The sequence below is a fragment of the Streptomyces axinellae genome (assembly GCF_039532135.1).
Lineage (GTDB): Bacteria > Actinomycetota > Actinomycetes > Streptomycetales > Streptomycetaceae > Streptomyces > Streptomyces axinellae.
Genome location: NZ_BAAARJ010000009.1, coordinates 41,869 through 60,253 on the forward strand (window position 1 = coordinate 41,869; position 18,385 = coordinate 60,253).

The 18,385-nt window shown below is 72.1% G+C and carries 17 protein-coding genes; 7 read left to right on the forward strand and 10 right to left on the reverse strand.

Going from position 1 to position 18,385, the window contains the following annotated elements:
* The 6 genes from ABD339_RS15100 to yhfZ form a co-directional block, all read right to left on the reverse strand.
* Entirely contained in the window at positions 1-1,272 is a 1,272-nt protein-coding gene (locus ABD339_RS15100) for an aminotransferase class V-fold PLP-dependent enzyme (protein ID WP_344566222.1), read from the reverse strand.
* A 1-nt stretch (position 1,273) separates the two neighbouring features.
* Complete coding sequence (locus ABD339_RS15105) at positions 1,274-2,446, reverse strand: phosphotriesterase family protein (RefSeq protein WP_344566224.1); 1,173 nt, start codon at positions 2,444-2,446, stop codon at positions 1,274-1,276.
* Positions 2,447-2,489: 43 nt separating this feature from the next.
* Positions 2,490-3,935: a YhfT family protein gene (locus ABD339_RS15110; RefSeq protein WP_344566226.1), complete on the reverse strand. Its 1,446-nt coding sequence runs from the start codon at positions 3,933-3,935 to the stop codon at positions 2,490-2,492.
* Positions 3,936-3,972: 37 nt separating this feature from the next.
* The gene (locus tag ABD339_RS15115; RefSeq protein ID WP_344566228.1) at positions 3,973-4,332 is read right to left on the reverse strand and encodes a DUF2620 domain-containing protein; all 360 of its coding nucleotides are present in this window, start codon (positions 4,330-4,332) and stop codon (positions 3,973-3,975) included.
* 229 nt (positions 4,333-4,561) lie between these two features.
* Positions 4,562-4,933, reverse strand: coding sequence for a PRD domain-containing protein (locus ABD339_RS15120; protein WP_344566230.1), 372 nt, complete (start codon positions 4,931-4,933; stop codon positions 4,562-4,564).
* 83 nt (positions 4,934-5,016) lie between these two features.
* On the reverse strand, positions 5,017-5,958 hold the full coding sequence (gene yhfZ / locus ABD339_RS15125) for a GntR family transcriptional regulator YhfZ (RefSeq protein ID WP_344566231.1): 942 nt from the start codon (positions 5,956-5,958) through the stop codon (positions 5,017-5,019).
* A gap of 380 nt (positions 5,959-6,338) precedes the next feature.
* Here yhfZ and ABD339_RS15130 point away from each other — a divergent pair, with 380 nt between their 5' ends.
* Complete coding sequence (locus ABD339_RS15130; RefSeq protein ID WP_344566233.1) at positions 6,339-7,055, forward strand: NPP1 family protein; 717 nt, start codon at positions 6,339-6,341, stop codon at positions 7,053-7,055.
* Positions 7,056-7,264: 209 nt separating this feature from the next.
* The gene (locus tag ABD339_RS15135; protein WP_344566235.1) at positions 7,265-7,900 is read left to right on the forward strand and encodes a TetR/AcrR family transcriptional regulator; all 636 of its coding nucleotides are present in this window, start codon (positions 7,265-7,267) and stop codon (positions 7,898-7,900) included.
* 147 nt (positions 7,901-8,047) lie between these two features.
* Here ABD339_RS15135 and ABD339_RS15140 read toward each other — a convergent pair whose 3' ends face one another.
* Positions 8,048-8,506 (reverse strand): MarR family winged helix-turn-helix transcriptional regulator, encoded by a 459-nt coding sequence (locus ABD339_RS15140; RefSeq protein WP_344566237.1) that lies wholly within the window; start codon positions 8,504-8,506, stop codon positions 8,048-8,050.
* 195 nt (positions 8,507-8,701) lie between these two features.
* Here ABD339_RS15140 and ABD339_RS15145 point away from each other — a divergent pair, with 195 nt between their 5' ends.
* Together ABD339_RS15145 and ABD339_RS15150 are read left to right on the forward strand one after the other, a co-directional pair.
* Positions 8,702-9,247 carry a phenolic acid decarboxylase gene (locus tag ABD339_RS15145; RefSeq protein ID WP_344566239.1) on the forward strand — a complete coding sequence of 182 codons (546 nt, stop codon included), beginning with the start codon at positions 8,702-8,704 and terminating at the stop codon, positions 9,245-9,247.
* 169 nt (positions 9,248-9,416) lie between these two features.
* Positions 9,417-9,845, forward strand: a complete 429-nt coding sequence (locus ABD339_RS15150; RefSeq protein ID WP_344566645.1) for a pyridoxamine 5'-phosphate oxidase family protein — start codon at positions 9,417-9,419, stop codon at positions 9,843-9,845.
* Between the two features lie 150 nt (positions 9,846-9,995).
* Here ABD339_RS15150 and ABD339_RS15155 read toward each other — a convergent pair whose 3' ends face one another.
* Both ABD339_RS15155 and ABD339_RS15160 read right to left on the reverse strand, forming a co-directional pair.
* On the reverse strand, positions 9,996-10,841 hold the full coding sequence (locus tag ABD339_RS15155; protein WP_344566241.1) for a hypothetical protein: 846 nt from the start codon (positions 10,839-10,841) through the stop codon (positions 9,996-9,998).
* A 78-nt stretch (positions 10,842-10,919) separates the two neighbouring features.
* Entirely contained in the window at positions 10,920-11,762 is an 843-nt protein-coding gene (locus tag ABD339_RS15160; RefSeq protein ID WP_344566243.1) for a GltA, read from the reverse strand.
* Positions 11,763-12,191: 429 nt separating this feature from the next.
* Here ABD339_RS15160 and ABD339_RS15165 point away from each other — a divergent pair, with 429 nt between their 5' ends.
* From ABD339_RS15165 to ABD339_RS15175, 3 genes are all read left to right on the forward strand, one after another.
* Positions 12,192-13,079 (forward strand): endonuclease I family protein, encoded by an 888-nt coding sequence (locus ABD339_RS15165; RefSeq protein ID WP_344566245.1) that lies wholly within the window; start codon positions 12,192-12,194, stop codon positions 13,077-13,079.
* A 210-nt stretch (positions 13,080-13,289) separates the two neighbouring features.
* Complete coding sequence (locus ABD339_RS15170; RefSeq protein WP_344566249.1) at positions 13,290-14,267, forward strand: cation diffusion facilitator family transporter; 978 nt, start codon at positions 13,290-13,292, stop codon at positions 14,265-14,267.
* A 312-nt stretch (positions 14,268-14,579) separates the two neighbouring features.
* Entirely contained in the window at positions 14,580-15,266 is a 687-nt protein-coding gene (locus ABD339_RS15175) for a transglycosylase family protein (protein ID WP_344566251.1), read from the forward strand.
* Between the two features lie 196 nt (positions 15,267-15,462).
* On the opposite strand, the gene ABD339_RS33805 is transcribed toward ABD339_RS15175, so the two are convergent.
* The gene (locus ABD339_RS33805) at positions 15,463-16,785 is read right to left on the reverse strand and encodes a BTAD domain-containing putative transcriptional regulator (protein WP_425576002.1); all 1,323 of its coding nucleotides are present in this window, start codon (positions 16,783-16,785) and stop codon (positions 15,463-15,465) included.
* Between the last annotated feature and the right edge of the window lie 1,600 nt (positions 16,786-18,385).

Here is an 18,385-nt window from a genome sequence, read left to right on the forward strand (position 1 = left end):
TCAGTCCTTTGTGTGGTGCTGCGGTGCGGGGTGGTGCGGGGGCGCGCCTTCCGGTCCCGGTGCGCCTTCCGGTCCGTACGCGCCCTCTGGGCCGGGTGAGCCCTCCGGGCCGGGCGTACGGAGCGGGCCGGCCGCGGAGCCGTCCGGCAGCAGTTCGGCCAGGGAGCGGCGCAGGATGTCCAGGATCAGATCGGCGCCGGCGCGCATCGGGTTGACGCGGATGACCCAGTCGGCCAGTTCGGGCGCGTCGTCCAGGGACGAGCTGGACATCCGGTAGAAGAGCGGCGCCACCTCGTAGCGGGAGTTGGAGCCGACGGGGTAGGACGCCGCGCCGAACCGCTGTGCGGTCTCGGGGAGGCGGGCGGCGACCGGCCGCGTCAGCCGGATGAGCACACACCGGTCCTGCGCGTTGGCCAGCCGCACCTCGGCGACGCCCGGCACCTCGCCCGCCGCGAGCCGCTCGGCGACCTCGGCTCCGACGCGCGATTGCACGGCCCACAGCACCGGGACGTGGGTGAGGGCGCGCAGCGCGTCCAGCGCCTGGTGCCCCTGTACCTGTCCGCCGCCGGAGTAGTTGTCGTCGCGGACGCGCGCGACCAGGTCGGCGGAGCCGACGACGGCGCCCACGCCCTCGGGTCCGTGCAGCTTGAACAGGGAGAAGCAGGAGGCGTCGGCGCCGAGTTCGACGCCGGAGGCGGGCACCCGGAAGACGGCGTAGTTGTCGTCGGTGACGGTGCGCACGCCCGCCGCGCGGCAGGCGGCCAGCACCTCGCCGGGGTCGTAGGAGTCGGTCAGACGCTGCCGAGTGTGCTGGACGTAGGCCCACCGGAAGCGGCCCGTCTCCAGCGCGGCGCGCAGCGCGTCCGGGTCGTTGAAGTCGGCCTCGACGGTCTCCGCGCCGAGCCCGCGCAGCGTGACCTGCGTGGTGCGGTAGACAGGGGCGCGGTGGATGAGCAGGGGTTCGCCGGGGCTCATGGCGGCGCTCAGCGCGGCGCGGATGGCGCCGGTGCCCGCGCCCTGCACGAGCGCGGCGTCCTCGGCCCCGAAGTAGTCGGCCAGGACGGCCTCGACGCGCGCCGTCGTACGGGGCCTGCCCAGCCCGGGCACCACCCCGGTGTCGGCGTCGAAGAGCTGGTGGCCCTCGAAGTGCGCGGCGGTGCACTCCAGCAGCCGGAACTGGCGTGCGACGGCCTCCTCCACGGGGACCGTGGCCAGTGGGTGGGTCGGCGGGAGGGCGGGTGGAACGGTGGGCGGGAGGGCGGGGGCCGCCATCTCAGATCTCCTCCGGGCTCGCGCCGGTCAGGAAGCGCAGCGGGTTGCGCCTGGTCAGCAGGTCGATGAGGTCGTCGTCCACGCCCGCGGCCCGTGCGGCGGGCAGGAACGAGCGGAACAGGTGTCCGTAGCCCCGACCGCCCTCGGTACGCAGGTAGCCGTGGCGTGAGATGTCGCAGCTGAGCAGTATCCGGTCGGCATGCCCGGCCTCCAGGAGGGCCAGCAGCAGGCGCAGGCGGGTCCGGTCACTCTGGTAGCTGTCCTTGCCGACCGTGTCGAAGGCGACATAGGCGCCCGCGGCGGCGAGTTCGCGGTGCGCGGCGGGGTCGTCGAGGAGGTCCTGGTGACCGACGCTGACGCGATGCGGGGGCAGCCCCTCCCCGGTGAGCAGGTCGAGCTGTGCCAGGCCGCCGCGTCCGAGCTGGGCGTGGGTGGCCACCGAGAGACCGGTGGCGCGTGCGGCCCGCGCGGCGGCCCGCAGCGACCTGGCCTCCGGCTCGCTCGGCACGTCCCCGTGGCTGCCGACCTCGCCGATGACACCGGGCCGGATGCCGGTGCCGTCCATGCCGGTGCCGACCGTGCCGGTGCCGACCGTGCCGGTGTCGGCCGTGCCGGTGTCGTCCATGCCAGTGCCGACCGTGCCGGTGTCGGCCGTGCGGGTGCCGGGCCGGTCGCCGTCGCCGGGTCGGCCGTCGTCGGCGGGTCGGCCGTCGGCGCCGGGTCCGCCGTCGTCGTCGCCGCCCGCTTCCGCGACGAGGAGGGCGGTGAGCTGTTCGACCGAGGCGCGGGCCAGCTCCGCCGGGTGGAAGGGCTCGTAGTACCAGCCTGTCGCGGCGACGACGGCGACCCCTGTCTCCCGTGACAGCCGGGCGAGCGCACGCGGGTCGCGGCCCATCCCCCGGCAGGTCAGTTCGATGACGAGGGACAGTTCGAACTCCTCACGCAGCGCGGCCAGTTCCGCGCGCACCGAGGCCCCGTGCCGGTCCGCGTCCAGCACGGCGGCGCCGTCGCCCGCGAGGTCCAGATCGAGGACCAGGTGCTCGTGGGCGAGCGCGGGGCCGCGCACGGAGGCGCAGGCCAGCGGCCCGGTGACGGTACGCAGGTGGAGTTCGGATTCCGGGGTAGGACGGGTTTGCGGGGAGTGGGAGGCGTGGGGGGCGTGGGGGGTGCTCATGGTGCGGTGCCCTTCTGGCGTGGTGCCTTGCCCGGCTCGCTGCTCAGCCCTTGACGGGGGTGAACAGGTCGAGCCAGTACAGGACGTTGAGCAGGATGCCGCCGACGATCACCGCGGCCGGGGCCGCCGCCATCCGGACGACGGGCCGCCCCATGGCCTCGTTGAGCAGGTAGAGCCCGCCGACGACGAGGATGCCCAGGCCCGCGCCCATCGCGTTGGCGGCCATCAGCGAGCCGAACAGGATGGCCAGTTGGAGCGTCTCGGAGATCGCTCCGCGCAGGTGCTCGGAGGAGTCCCGCACGCTCGGCAGCTTCCCGAGGACCTTGCCGATGTAGGAGAGCGCCAGCACCTCCAGCGCGAAGACCGCGGCCCCCACGGCGAGGGCGAGCACCGGGTTCGGCATCAGGTAGCCGAGGGGGTAGACGAGCGTGAAGCCCGCGATGCCGTATGCGCCGGAGGCGAGGGCTGTGGTCGCGATCAGCGGGACGAAGCCGAACACCCGGTAGAAGTCGACCTGGGCCGCCTCCGCGTACTGCCCCTTCGCTATGAGGAAGCTGGTGGCCTCCCCGCCGCCGAATATGTGCATCTGCGCCAGGAGGCAGACGCCCGCGCCGAGCACCATGAACAGCGGCAGGTAGCGGCGCAGCCGGGCGGCGCTGGCGCTGAAGAGCGAGGCCATCGGGTCGTCGGCCGGTTCGTCGGCCGGTTCTTCGCCCGCGGCCGGCGCCCCGGCGCCCGGGGCGCCGCCCCCCGGAGCCGTCCCGGCTGCCGGACCTGCCCCCGCTGCCGGGCCCTTGGCGTCCGCCTGGGCTGCCGTGGCACGGTCGAGCCTGCGCTGCTTGAGGTCGCGGGAGATGGCCAGTCCGATCAGCAGCAGGACGCCGACGGCCATGGCGAGCGCGCCCGCGAACATGTTCGGCCACAGCTTCATCGTCAGTACGACGAGGGCCAGTTCGACGACGCCCGCGATCCCGCCCCACCCGCGCCCGAACTGCTTGGTGATGGCGAGCACCGGGAACAGCGTGAACAGGAACAGGATCGGCGTGGACATCTGCTGCATCGCCGTCAGGAAGTCCACCGGCAGGTCGTGCGCCAGGTTGTTGGCGCCGCCCAGCCCGAAGACGACCACCGCGCCCCAGGCAGCGCCCAGGATCGGCGCGAGCCACTTCTTGGGCGACAGGAGGCCCAGGATGTCGGTGGGGAGGAAGAGCAGCCACGGATTCAGGACACCGGAGGAGAGCGCCATCGGGGCGCCCAGCCCGAAGATGAATCCGGCGGACAGCCCGAAGGAGACCGCCGTGGTGGCCGTGCGGGTGGTGCGCCCCTGGATGAAGTCCAGCATGAACGGGCGCACGCCGTCGTTGAAGACGGCCAGGGCCATGTGCGAGATGAACGCGGTCAGTGCGCACAGGGCGATGACGGTGAGCTGCTGGGGCAGCGAGAAGTCGAGCCCGGCTCCGGCCGCCAGTGGAATCACGGTGCTGCTCATGGGTTACTCCCTCACACCCGGGGCGTATCGGGCCCGGTCACGCGCCGCGCGCGGCGATGGCGCGGGCGATCAGCGGGGCGACGGTGTCGATCTGGTCCATGGCGAAGCCGAAGACCTTCTTGCCGTCGGCGAGAAGGGCGGCGACGTCGTCCTCGGACGGAATGCTCCGGCCGAAGGTGTGGCAGGCGGGCTGCCCCATCAGGCCCACCAGAACGCCGAGGGAGGCGCCCGCGCCGGTGTGGCAGGTGCCCAGGTAGTAGTCGGCCTGCCCGGCGCGCAGCTTCATCGCCGCGTCCATGTCGCTGGAGACGGCGACGTGTACGCCATCCAGGCCGAGGGCGGTGACGGCGTGGGCGACCTCGGTCTTGCCGACTCCGCCGGTGAGGATCTTCGTCATGGCTGGCGCCTCTCTGGGCTCGCTTGTGGTTCTGGTCGAGGAACGGCCGCACCGGATGGTGCGAGAAGACGGCCGCGCACCGGATGGTGCGAGAAACGGCCGCGACCGGGCGGGGTGAGGAACGGCCGCGCACCGGATGGTGTCGAGGAACGGCGGCACCGGTTGCCGTGCGCTATCGGCCGGTACCGGATGCCGTGTGGTCTTGTCACGTACCGGATGCCGTGCGTTTTCATGTCACGCGCTGGTCGAGGACGGCCAGGTGCATCGCGAGGAAGTTGACCTCGGAGGCGGGCAGGTCGGCGCCGAGTTCGGCGCTCGCGCGGGCCGCGGTGCGCCGGGCGCGGGCGACGGCGTCGGGATGCCCCTCCAGCTCGGCCGCCACCTGCTCGTCGGTGAGGAACGCTTCGATGGGCTCGCCGTCCAGCAGCCGGGTCAGCGCCATCATCAGGTGGCTGGTGAGCATCCCGGCGGTCTTCTCGGTGACGGGCCGGCCCTCGTCGGCGAGCGCGGCCAGCTCCGTCTCGACGAAGTCGACGGCCTCCGGCCGGACTTGACCGCCCTCTCGGAAGAGCTGGATACGGAGCGCGAGCTGGTCGTCCATTGCGGCCTCCTCAATTCCCCACAGAAATCGGGATTCTGGATTCTGACGGTGCGGGCCGGCGCCGAAGCATCCGGTGGCGGGGTTCAGTACGAGGGCATCCGGTCACCTCGGAGCACTTCGGTCTGGAGCGCCGTCACCCGCGCGGGGTCGATCGCGTCGCGGACGGCGTTCAGGGCCGTCTCGCTCTCGGCCCTGCCGATGACCGCGGCGCTGGAATTCCGCAGGGACAGGTCCCGCGTTATCTCATCGCCCAGCGGCAGCACGTCCACGTTCATGCCGTGGCTGCCCTGCACCTCGTCGAGGTTCCAGACGGTGACGTCGATGCGGTCCTGGGCGAACAGCTCGCCCAGCTGCATGTACGAGCACTCGATCCACTCGATGTCGCGCCCGGCGAACGCCCGCTCGGCGAGCATCCGCTGGTCTTCCGAGGCGTGGTCGACCGCGATGCGCAGCCCCTCGGCCTGGAGCGAGGCGCCCTCGCGCAGCAGGAAACCGTGGGCTCCGACGTAGGTGGCGGGGCCGAGGTCCACCACCAGCGACAGCGTGTCCGGATGCTCCTCGATGAGCCGGTCGGCGGCGAAGCGGGAGAGGACGACGAGGTCGGCCTTGCCTTCCAGCAGGGCCGTGGTGCGCGTCCCCGCGCCGCGCATGAACGTCACGGCGAAGGGGGTGCCCGCCTCGTCGAAGGCGGCCCGCAATCCGGTGGCGAGGCCCTCGTAGCGGCGGGAGTAGGGCAGGGGCATCGCGGCGAGCAGGGTGCCCAGTCCGGAGAGCCGCCACAGTACGGAGCGGTCCGAGTGGACGAGGAAGGTGCCGAGGTGTCCGCGGGCCGCCGTCTCGATGGCGCCCGACTCCTCCAGCAGCCGGAGCGCCGCCTGGATGGTGCCGTTGCCGCACTTCAGCTGTTCGGCGAGGTCGCGGACCCGGGGCAGGCGGGTGTCCGGCTCATGGCCCAGCAGGAGGGCCGCGAGCTGGCGGGCCGCCAGTCCGTTGCGGGTGAGGAAACGCTCGTCGAAACCGTTCACGACTGGACAGTAAACAGGATCCTGGATATTTGACAAGAGGCCCGGTCTTCCCTCCCTTAAGTGACTCCCGTCACACGCGACACACGGGGCGCGGGGCACCCGCGCCCCTCGGTCCGCCCCCAGCTCGCCGTCCGCGCCCGCGCCCGCCGACCTCGCCCTTCGCGCGCAACACGGTCAGGCCCTCTTGGCACGGAAGTGACCAGAGGGAAACCTGAATCGCGCGCCGCAGCAGCAGAGTTGGCGCCGCCGGAGGACGAGGAGGACCCGTGAGCGAGACATCCCAGGCGAATGCCCGTCATAGCCCCCGGACCGGGCGCGGGGCCGGATCGCGGCCCGCACGACGCTGGTCCCCTACGGCCCCGGCGGCTCTCGCCGGGGCCGTGGCACTGGTGATCGGCCTGCCGGGCACCGCGCTGGCCGCGCCTCCGCCGGCACTGCCCGGCAACGCCACCGACAGGGAACGCACATTCCAGCCCGCCTACGACTACGACACCGACGGCTGCTACGCCACCCCCGCGATCGGCCCCGACGGCACCCTCGCGGAGGGCCTCAAGCTCGGCGGCGACGTCAACGGCAACTGCCGTGACCTGTCCGACCTGGAGAACACCAACGGGTACTCCCGCTCCAAGTGCGACAACGACTGGTGCGCCATCGTGTACGCCTCCTACTTCGAGAAGGACCAGGCGGCGCTCGGCGGCGGCAGCGCGGGACACCGCCACGACTGGGAGCACGTCGTGGTGTGGGTGCACAACGACCAGGCGGAGTACGTCTCGACCTCCGCACACGGCGGCTTCACCGTGCACAAGCGCGCCGACCTGCCCTTCGAGGGCACCCACCCCAAGGTCGTCTACCACAAGGACGGCATCAGCACGCACTGCTTCCGCGCCGCCAACACCAACGACGAGCCGCCGGAGAACCACAAGGGCACCTGGCAGTACCCCGCCCTGGTCGGCTGGGACGGCTATCCGGCGGGCCTGCGCGACAAGCTGACCCAGGCCGACTTCGGCAGCGCGCTCCTCGGTATCAAGGACGACACGTTCAACAGCCATCTGGAGAAGGCCAAGCCGACCGGAATCCCCTTCGAGCCGAACGCGTGACGCCGGGCGCCGCACGAGGACGCACGCGCCCTCGTACGGGGCCGCGCTCCTTCAGTTGCCGACGCGGCCCGGCGGGCAGGCGCCGTCGGCCGCGTCGTCAACGCGGGTGCGCGGGCGCCCCGTTCTGCACCAGCTCGCGGTCGTCCACAGCGTCAGGACGGCGTCCGCCGAACCGGAACAGCACGTCCACTTGCCCTAGGGTGGAACGTATGACCACCCTTGTGTCCCCACGGCCGGATGACGCGCCGAGGGCGCTGCGCGCCGACGCGCTCGACAATCGTCACCGCATCATCGAGGCCGCCCGGCAGTCCTTCGCTACGCGGGGCCTGGAGGAGGTGACGATGCGCGAGGTCGCCCGGCGTGCGGGAGTCGGTGTCGCGACGCTCTACCGCCGCTTCCCCACCAAGGAGGCGCTCGTCAGTGAGGTGTTCGCCGCACAGATGGCGGCCTGCGTGGCCCTTGTGGACGACGCCCTCGCCGAATCCGACCCGTGGCGCGGTTTCTGCATGGTGATCGAGAAGGTGTGCGCCATGCAGGCCGTGGACAGAGGTTTCTCCCGGGCTTCGCTCGCCAACGTCTCCGACGAGGCCGGCTTCGCGCGCAGCCTGGACCACAACGCGCGCGGATTCGCGGCACTGACCCGACGCGCGAAGGAGAGCGGGCAGTTGCGTGCCGACTTCGGACCGGGAGACCTCCGACTCCTCCTCATGGCCAACGCGGGGATCGTCGCGAACGCCCCGGATTCCGCCCCGGCCGCCTCCCGCCGCCTGGTGGCTCTCCTGCTCCAGTCGCTCCGCGCCCACCCGGCCGACCCACCCGTCCCTCTTCCAGCGGTCACCGGTTGAACCGGTGACGGAACCGCGCCCCGGCCCCGGCCCCGGCCTCGGCCTCGGCCCCGGCCCGACAACGCGGCAGCGGGGCGAGACGGTGCCCGCACCAGCGCCCGCACCGACGCCCACGACGGCCCTCGACCTCGGCGCGGCCGGTGGCGATCAGTTCCCTTCCAGGCGGTCTGTCAGGCGCGCGAGTGCCGGGAGCGCCGCGTGGAACGCCTCGCGGTCGGCCGGGGGCAGACCGTCGAGAGTGCGGGCGAGGACCCGCGCGCTGGCCCGGTCGTAGCGGCCGAGCAGATCGTGGGCGGCACGGGTGGCGGTGAGCAGGACGGTGCGCGCGTCATGGGGGTCGGCGGTGCGCTCCACCAGGCCGGCCGCGCGCATCGCCTTGACCAGGTTGCTGACCGTGGATGCCGCGACCCGCAGCCGTGCCGCGGCCTCACGGGGTGCCAGCGGCCCGTCCGCCAGTACCCGGAGGAGTTCGATCTGGGCCTCGGGCAGGTCCGGGAGGTCGGCGGCGCTCCGGCTCGCTCGCAGCACCGCCCGCCGGAGCGGGCCGAGGAGGCGGCTGAACTCAAGGGCGGCGGGGTCCGGCGGGGCGGCGTCACTGCTGTTCACGCCCCTCATTCTGCCGGACCCCAAGGCACCCATTTGCATCAAAATAGTTTTGCTGCAAAATTGAATGAGATACCGGCCCTCGGGAACCCGCCCGCTCCTGCCCGGCCCCCGCATACGAAGCAGCGCCGAGCAGTACGAACCGGCATCAACCGCTATGCACCAGCACGGAGAAACACAGAGAGAAGCAGCATCACCATGACCGCGCAGACCACCGCCACGTACCCGACCAGCGTCGAGCACCCCGTCCCGCCGCAGGACCTCACCGACGTCCTCGGCCACCGCTTCATCTACACCTACGCCAACGGCTGGCAGTACGAGATGTACGTGAAGAACGCCACCACCATCGACTACCGCATCCACTCCGGCCACGTCGGCGGACGCTGGGTCAAGGACCAGAAGGTCGATCTCGTCGCGCTCGCCCCCGGCGTCTACAAGGTCTCCTGGAGCGAACCCACCGGCACCGCGGTGTCCGTCAACATCCTCCCCGCCGAACGCGTCCTGCACGGCGTGATCTTCTTCCCCGAGTGGATCAGGGCCCACGGCGAACGCACCGTCCTCTTCCAGAACCACCACCTCGACCAGATGCGCGCCTACCGCGACGCGGGCCCCACCTACCCCCTCTACGAGGTCCCCGAATTCGCGAAGATCACCCTTGACGAATTCGTCGGGCAGAACGACGAGGACGCCGTCTCCATCGCCCCCGGCGACCTCCCCACCGGCTGGTCCGACCGCACCAACTGAGCTGCCCAGCACGGTCGTTGCGGACATCAGCCCCGGGGGCCAGCACCGGTACGGGGCATCTCGGGCGCCGCGTACGGTTATTCGCGTCGCCCCCGCCGACCGCCCGATCCGACCCGATGAAGGATTTCCGTTGAGCGCACAGCCCCCGCCACCGCCCGAGCCCCCACCGCTGCCTGGTGCGTCGGCCCCCGAGCCGTCCGCGGCCGGGCCATCACCGGAAACCGGTTTCTGGGAGGAGCGCAGAACGTGTTTCCTGACGACGCCCCGCCCTGACGGCACTCCCCACCTGGTGCCCGTGGGGGTCACCTACGACCCCGAGACGCGCCTCGCACGGGTCATCAGCAGCCGCTCCAGCAAAAAGGTGCGCAACGTACTGGCGGCCGGGCCGGGGGTCGCCGTCGCCGTGAGCCAGGCGGAGGGACGGCGCTGGTGCACCCTGGAGGGCACGGCCGTGATCCGCGACGACCCGGACTCCGTCGCGGACGCGGAAGCCCGCTACACCCGCCGCTACAAACCACCCCGCCCCAACCCCGAACGGGTCGTGATCGAGATCGCCGTCACCCGCGCGATGGGCACGGCCAGACCACCGGGCTGGTGAGCGTCATCTCAGGGCCTTGACGGGCGAGTGCCCGGCCCGGGGTGCCGAGCATCACCGCGCGGCAGGCGGCCGGGCCCCAGAGCGCCGCGGCAGGCGGCCGGGCCCCAGAGCGCGCGGCAGGCGGCCGGGCCCCAGAGCGGGGCGCCCCGGTCACAGCAGGGGCTGATCTCCGGGTGTCCCGGTGTGTCCCGGAGCCAGTACGGCCGGGGATATTCCGTCCGGCGGCTCCCGGAAGTCGGCGACGGCGAACTCGACATTCTCCTGGCAGCTCTCGTGCGCGCACTCGCACAGGAACGGAAGCACCACATCCCCGGTGCCGCCGAGCGCCCGCGCCCAGGGGCGGGTGAAGAACGTCAGGTACTGGGATACGAAGGACCTGTTGGCGTAGCGCAGCATCCGGCGCCGCTCCGCGGGCGACATGGCCCTCGGCCCCTCCGCGAGCGCGTCCGCGAAGAGCGCCTCGACCTCGGCCGCGACCTCCTCCACCGAGCGGGAGCCGTCGATGATCACGGTGCGCGCCTCATGCTTTCCGACCTGGGTGGCGATCTCGTCCGCCAAGTACTCGTACAGCTCCCGTACTTCGGGCAGCAGATCCCGTCGCGCGAGCCGGGAGCGCTGCACCTCCGGCGTCGGCAACAGCCATACGCCGCTGTGCGGGCCGGTGATCTGCGGTGTTATCGGGGTGCCCTCGGCAATGGTGAGGGGCGCGGGCGGGAGCGTGCGGAGGTCCTCAAGGACCATCGGTCCGCGCTCATGGTGCAGCGACATCACGAGCCGCTCCTCCAGCGAGGTGCTCCAGCGCTCAGGGACGGGCGTCCGCTCGTACCGGATCGCCGCCGGGTGGCCGCGGGCGACGGCCCTGTCGCGGTGCTCCCAAGTGTGGGCGTCCGAGTTGTACCAGCGCAGCCCGTGCCGCCGGGCGATGCGCTGGGCGACGGTCGACTTTCCCGCTGCCGGGGGGCCTCCGAGCCACAGCACGGACCGCAGATCGTTCACGCGCCTCTCCTTGTGTCACTTGTGCCGCTGTTCCTGCGGGGTGCCTGCGGGGTGCCTGCGGGGTGCCTGCGGGGAGGGTCAGCCGCAAGTGCCGGAGGCGGTCTCCAGCAGCAGCGGGGCCTGCGCCGGCACCCGCGGGGCACGTTCCGGCATCAGCGGGGCCCGTTCCAATACCTGCGGGGTCCAGCGCCAGCCGCGCGTGTGGAGGGCCTCGGCGCGGTCGATGACGATCTGCCGGCGCACCCGGGTCTCCTCGGCGTCGTGGTAGGCCGGGCTCGCGGTGTGCTGTGCGTGGTGCTTGCGGTACAGCTCACCGGGCAGGCTCTGCATCCACCCCGGGCTCACGGCTTCGCAGAAGAGCGCGACGGCCGCGTCCTCGAAGGCGGGTATCGCCGGCCAGCCCCCTATCAGCCGCACGATTTCCGTGCGGACGGTGAGCGTCGTGCCCATGACGGGAAACGCGCCACCGCGCGCCCCGGCGAGCAGCGCCCCTGGTGCCAGCGGGCCCGGATCCGGGTCGTACGGGCCGGGCTCGCGGCGGCCGTCGGGGAAGAAGTCCAGACACGGTGCGACGGTCCAGCCCAATGCCGGGTCGGCCGCCAGGACTTCGATGTCGCGGGCGAGCGTTTCGGAGTCCGGCAGCAGGTCGTCCGCGTCCACGCACCGCAGCAGGGTCCCGGTCGCCCGTGCCAGTCCCAGGGTGCGGGCCTGCGAAGCGCCTCCCCAACGCCCGTCCCCCTTGGAGATCCACGGAGCATCCGGAACGGCGGAGAGCGGGCGGCCGGTGCGGCCGTCCTCCTGGAGCACCCACTCCAGTCGCCAGCCCTCCGGAAGGCTCTGTTCCGCCAGACATTCGTACAGCTCGGAGAGGTAGCGATCGCCGCCTTCGTGGACGGGGGTGAGCACGGTGATCGTCGGCATCGGGGGGCGCTCCACTTCGGCGGGCTCCACTTCGGCGAGTAGGTGGCGCGTGGCATGGCTGAACAGTCAACGGGCGGCAGGGGCACAACATTTCGAGGACACGATCTGTCGCGCAGCGGCACGGCAGGTCGCGGGTCGGCGAGAGTACCCGAACGCCAGTTGGAGTCGATCGCCAGAGTCCCTCCCGGCGAAGCCGGGACCTTCGGCGCACCCCACGTGAGCCTTCAGCGCGCGCCCCACGTGAGCCTTCGGAGCACCGAACGTGGATCTTCGGGGCGCGAATCCCTCCGACCGGCGTGCGGTTCGTACGTCCGGCCCCCTTGCGCCAGTTCGAATTTGTGGCAGGCTCCCCCGCCGTATGCCCATCGCGGGCCGCGCTCGGGGAAGTTGGTCCACCGGGCGGGTTCCGCAGAACCGAGAGGACCCCCCATGCGTGCATCCCGCGCTCCTCGCAACCACCGTGCTACGCGCGTCACATGGCGTCCGCTGGCCGTCGTCGGCAGTGCGGCGCTGCTGGCGCTGACCGCGCAGGCACCCGCGTTCGGCGCGACCGCTCCCCCCACCCCCCGCACGGAGACGGCGGCGGCCGGCCCCGCGAGCGGGAGCGGGGCGGCTTCGACCGGCCCGTACGACGACGACTACTACAAGGACGCGCTCGGCAAGACCGGTCCCGAACTGAAGACCGCGCTGCACGGGATCATCAAGGACGCGGACAAGCTGTCCTACAGCCAGGTGTGGGACGCGCTGAAGGTCACCGACCAGGATCCGGCGAACTCCTCGAACGTCATCCTGCTCTACACGGGCCGTTCGCAGAGCGCGGACGAGAACGGCGGCGGGGCCGACCAGTGGAACCGCGAGCATGTCTGGGCCAAGTCGCACGGGGACTTCGGTACGGGCGCGGGTCCGGGCACCGACATCCACCATCTGCGTCCGGCCGACGTCTCGGTCAACAGCACGCGCGGCAACAAGGACTTCGACGAGGGCGGTGACGAGGTCGAGGAGGCGCCCGGCAACTTCACCGACGGCGACTCCTGGGAGCCCCGCGACGAGGTGAAGGGCGATGTGGCCCGGATGGCGCTCTACATGGCCGTGCGCTACGAGGGCGACGACTCCTTCGCCGACCTGGAGCCCAACGACAAGGTGGACAACGGCTCGGCCCCCCACATCGGGCGGCTCTCGGTCATGAAGAAGTGGAACGAGGAGGACCCGCCGAACGACTTCGAAAAGAACCGGAACCAGGTGATATTCGACAAGTTCCAGCACAACCGGAACCCGTTTATCGACCATCCGGAGTGGGTGGACGAGATCTGGTCGTGACTCCTGCGCCCCTGCGCCCCTGCCCCGAGCCCCCAGCCTCTCTGCCCCTCTGCCCCCGGCCCCTTGAATCCCTGAACTTCGGGATCCGGGGGTCGCTGAGCCTCTGCATTCGTAACCCCCTGAACCGGTGACGGAAAAACGGGCGGCCCCCCGCGTCGGGGCCGCCCGTTTCCCGTATGTGCCATTCATACCCTTTGCTAGTTTCGCGGCATGGGACACGCTCACGGCCGGGACGCCCACCGCCCGGACACCCACAGTCCGGGCACCCACAGTCCGGGCACCCACGATCCGGGCACCCAGCGCTCCGCCGGAGCACGCCACCGCAGACCGTTGGCCATCGCCTTCGCGATCACGCTGGCGTACATGGCGGCCGAGGTCGTCGGAGGCATTGCCTTCGGCTCACTGGCACTGCTCTCGGACGCCGCCCACATGGGCACCGATGTCCTCGGGCTCGGCATGGCGCTGGCCGCCATCACCCTGGCCAACCGGCCGGGGCCCCGCCGCCGCACCTACGGGACGTACCGGCTGGAGGTGCTGGCCGCGCTCGCCAATGGCGTACTGCTGTTCGGAGTAGCGGGCTATGTCCTGGTCGAGGCCGCGCTGCGCTGGGGCGCACCGCCGAATGTGCCGGGGCTGCCGCTGCTGCTGGTGGCCGGGGGCGGCCTGATCGTCAACCTGGTCAGCTTCCGACTGCTGTCCTCGGGGGCGCAGGACAGCCTCAACCTGAGGGCGGCCTATCTGGAGGTCGTGGGCGACCTGCTGGGCTCGGTCGCTGTCCTCATCGGCGCGGGCGTCATCCTGGCGACCGGCTGGCGCTATGTGGACCCGGTACTGGGCGTCACCATCGGGCTGTTCATCCTGCCGCGCGCGGCGCGCGTGATGGGACAGGCCGTACGGATCCTCCTGGAGGCCGCGCCACCTGACATGGACGTGGCGGAGGTTGAGGCGAGGATCGCGGCCCTGCCCGGGGTGGCACATGTACACGACCTTCACATCTGGACGGTCACCTCGGGCATGGACGCCGCGACCGGCCATGTCGTCCTGGACGACGAAGGCAGCCCGACCCGCGTCCTGGAATCCGTACTCGCCCTGCTGGAACGGGAGTACGGCATTACACACGCGACGATCCAAGTGGAGGAGCGCGGGCGGTGGCGGACCGAGGAGGACCCCGAACACCCCTCGCATTAGAGAAGATTTGATCCGCTACGGGGGATTTGGCGAGCTGCGCCCGGCGGGAGCGGCGCCCCCTGGCGGCACACCTCGCACACACGCACTTCGCACCTGTGACGCTTATCTCGGACGGCTACGTCACATCCGCCGCCGCCGGACCGGCCGCACGCGCATCACCAGCACGGATGCCGCTGTTGCGTGTCAAGCGCCTTTAACGATCTTTGCCGGAGTTTCTTGGAGCATCCGGACACGTGTGCTTACTGTCGCTCCGCTCGACACGTTCGCCGCGAACTCCTGTGGCGAACAGCCGCGACCGTAAGGAAGAAAGACATGCTGTTCTCCGGAAAGGGCCGCCACCGTCGTCCCTCCAAGGCCGTCCGTATCGCGACCGTGACGGGCGTCGCCGGTGCAGCCGTGACGATCCCGCTCGTGTCCGCGACCGGCGCGCAGGCCGCCTCCGTGGACACGTGGGACAAGGTCGCCCAGTGCGAGTCCAGCGGTAACTGGCAGGCCAACACCGGCAACGGCTACTACGGCGGGCTCCAGTTCAACAACTCCAGCTGGGCCGCCGCCGGCGGAACCAAGTACGCTCCCCGCGCCGACCAGGCCACCAAGGAGCAGCAGATCGCCACCGCAGAGAAGCTCCTCGCTATGCAGGGCCCCGGCGCCTGGTCCTGCGCCGGAGCCGGCGGCCTGACCTCCGGCGGCCCCGCCGCCAATGTCAACCCGGACGGTGGCAGCGGCAACAACTCCGGCGCGCAGTCGCAGCAGAAGCAGCATCCGAAGCAGCAGGCCCAGCCCGAACAGCGGTCCGCCCAGCCGCAGCAGCGCGCGCCGCAGCCGAAGCAGGCGCCGCAGACCGGCCACGGCAACTACACCGTCAAGTCCGGCGACACCCTCTCCAAGATCGCCGAGGCGCACCACACCTCGTGGCACACGCTGTACCAGGACAACAAGTCCACCGTCGGCGACGACGCCGACCTCATCTTCCCGGGACAGAAGCTCCAGATCGGCTGACTCAGGTTCCGGCCGACTCGGGTTCCCGCCGACTCAGGTTCCGGCCGGCTTCAGGTCGGCTGAAGCGCCGGACTTGTCCCGCAGGACCGCCATGACCCGCGCCTCTTCCCCCGAAGGCGCGGGCCATGGCTCTTTTTCGGGCCTTACAGGCGATATGTGCCGATGGACCGATCGCGCCCTGCCGGGCTGACTCGGCTCACGCCGGTCCGCCTCTGTTCCGACCCGGGGCCAGCTCGTCCAGGAGTGCGGCGGTGCGCGGCGGCATGCCGCGCTCCGGTCCGTGCAGCCGAGCGCTGCGCTCCGTCACCCAGCGAACGGCCTCGCCCAGTTCCGCCTGGCTCCCGGTGGCGTGGGCCGTGCGCAGCAGTTGTTCCCACAGCCGCTCGTCGGACGGGGCGCTGCGCAGCGCCGCGCGGACGGCGGCCACGGCCTGCTCCGGCTCCCTGACGCGCAAGTGTTCGACGGCCAGCGCCAGCCCGGTCTCGGCGACGACCAACGGGTGCTGCGCCTCGGTCACCTCGTACGCCAGCCAGCCGTACCGCCCCTCGGGCCGGTCCGCGAGCAGGGGACCGCGCGCCAGCTCCAGCGCGTCCGCGAGCTGACGCCGACGGAGCCGCGGAGCGAGCCGGGCGCCGCGCTCGCCCGTGCAGCCGTGGTGCAGGGTGCGCAGTACGTCCCAGTCGGAGACGACGGAGGGCCGCAATACCAGCCGGCCGTCCGGCCCGGTACCCAGCCGGGGCGTGCCGTCGGTCTCGATGCCCAGCCAATGGCGCAGCCGCTCGACCAGCGCCTCGACCACGTCGTCCGTGACGCCCTTGGGCCACAGCGCCGAGGCCAGCACCCGGGGGTGCACGCCCTCGCGGTGCAGCAGGAGCAGCGCCAGGGCCTCGTGGAGCTGGGCGCTGCGCGACTCCTCCGGCTCCTCCAGCCCGAGGATCTCGTACGGGCCCATCAGCCGCGCGTAGACGGCGGGCCGTCCGCCGTCGCTCAGGTCCACACGGAAGGCCGGACCTTCGCCCGCCGCCCCGGCGTCGTCCTCGTCCGCTCCGGCGAACAGTTCGACGACGGCGGCGCGCTGGTCCGCGGGCAACAGCTGGGCGCTCACCTCAAGGCCCATCCGCGGGGCGACGAGGGTGCCGTCGTCCCCGATCTCGAACTCCCATACGGCGCCGGGCAGCGCCCCGGCCGGGAGGCCGACCACACATCCGACGCCGCCCGAGGCCAGCTCGGCCAGCCGCGCCGCCTCATCCACGTCCGGCGCACCGCCGCTTTCGCCGCCGGAGCCGCTGCCGTCCCCGGAGTCGCTGCCGTTGTCGGAGTCGCTGCCGTTGTCGGAGCCGCTGCCACTTCCGGAGCCGGTACCGCCGCTTCCGGCTCCACTTCCTGCTCCACTTCCGCCGCCTCCGACGAGCACCACATGGGGCCCCCGCAGCACGGAGCGCCCGCCCCCTGCCTCGCGCCCCGCACCCCCCTCGCGTTCCTCGCGCAGCAGTTCGGCCACGCTCGCGAGATGCCGCATACGGCCGGGCGCCAGCGCCGTCAGCTCGGCGCCGAAGCCGACGAGCGTGAGGGAGACGCCCTCCGACCAGCTTCCGGTGGCCAGTTCGGCGGCGATCGAGGCGAGGAGCGAGGTGCGCTGCTCCTGGCTCCCGGCGACCGAGACGAGCCCCGGCACCGCCTCCAGGTTGAGCAGCAGCCGGGTGGTACCGCGCAGCCCGAGGCTGACGAGGCCCGGGTACGGGACGGGCGCCGCGCCGTCCACGTCGATACGGGTGTGTGCGCGCTGGATGGTCCAGAAGCTCGGGCTCTGGCCGAACCGCCAGGGCGCGGGCGGCGCCCCGTACTCCTCGGCGAGTTGGAGGTGCAGCTCCTGACCGCTCAGCCAGGCCGCGTAGACGACGGGCAGCGGCCTGCCCCGCTCGGCGAGGTCCTCGGCCAGTCCGCGCAGCGCGCGGTCCAAGAAGCGCACGGCCTCCGGGTCGGCGCCGACCAGCAGCGCGTCCCCGGCGGCTGCCGCCGGTTCGCTCGGCGCGGGGAAGTCGTCGCCCGGCCGCCGCCGCGTGCCCGCTTGGGTGACCGACCGCCACAGCGCCGCGCGCCGCCGCCTGCCCAGCGCCGCCAGCACACCTGCGGCCAACAGCGGGGCGCCGAGCAGGGTTTCGGGCAGTCCGACCGGGCCGAGGATGCTGTCACCGCCCTGTCGGGAACTATGGCCAGCCTCGCCCCCTTTGTCCGCCTTGAGTTCGCTGGTGCCGTCGGCGGAGTCGGGGATTCCGGCGAGGTCGGAGGAGGGGTTGCCCTCGCCTCGTCCGCCCTTCCCGTCCGAGGGCGATGAAGGGGAGGAGGGGGAGTCCGGTACCGACGCCTCCGGGCCCGGCCGCGACGGCGCGGAGTCGCCGGGCACGTCGGGCGATGTGCCGGGCGCGCCGGGGCGGATGACGTCCGGCTGGGGAATGCCGGGGCCGGGCAGGCCGTCCCGGTCGTCGCTGCCGTCGATACCACTGGTATCGACGCTGCCGCTGCCACTGCCCCCGGCGCCGTCCCCGTGCCGACCCGCCTGGTCCGGCCGGGCGGACTGCTCTCCCGGGGTTTCGGGCACCGACTGCTTCTGACGGTCGGGAGTGTGCTCGGCGGGCGGCGGCACGACGGCGGTCTTGTCCTTGGCACCACCCCGGTCGTCACCCCGGTCGCCGCCCTGCCCATCACCCCGGTCGCTGCCCGGGGCCTTCCCCGGATCGCCGGGGTGGCCGCCGTCCTGGTCACCGGGATCGACAATGGGCTGATCGCTGTCCTGGTTGCCGCCCTTGTCGCCGTCCTGGCCCCCCGGCCGGACATCGGACCGGTCGTCGGTCTGGTCGTCAGGCTGATCGCCGCGCCGGCTGTCCCGCCGGTCACCCGGCGCGTCCGGCACGGACGGCACATCCGACGTATCCGACCTGTCCGATGCATCCGGTGTGCTCGGCGTGTCCGGCTGCGGCGCCCGGTCGGGATCTTCCGAGCCCTCTGGCGCATCCGGGGCATCTGGAACATCCGGAACATTCGAGACGCCCGGGGCATCCGGCGCGTCGGGCTTGTCGTCGGACCTGTCCTGGCCCCCGGGCTGGACGCCGTCCCTCCGG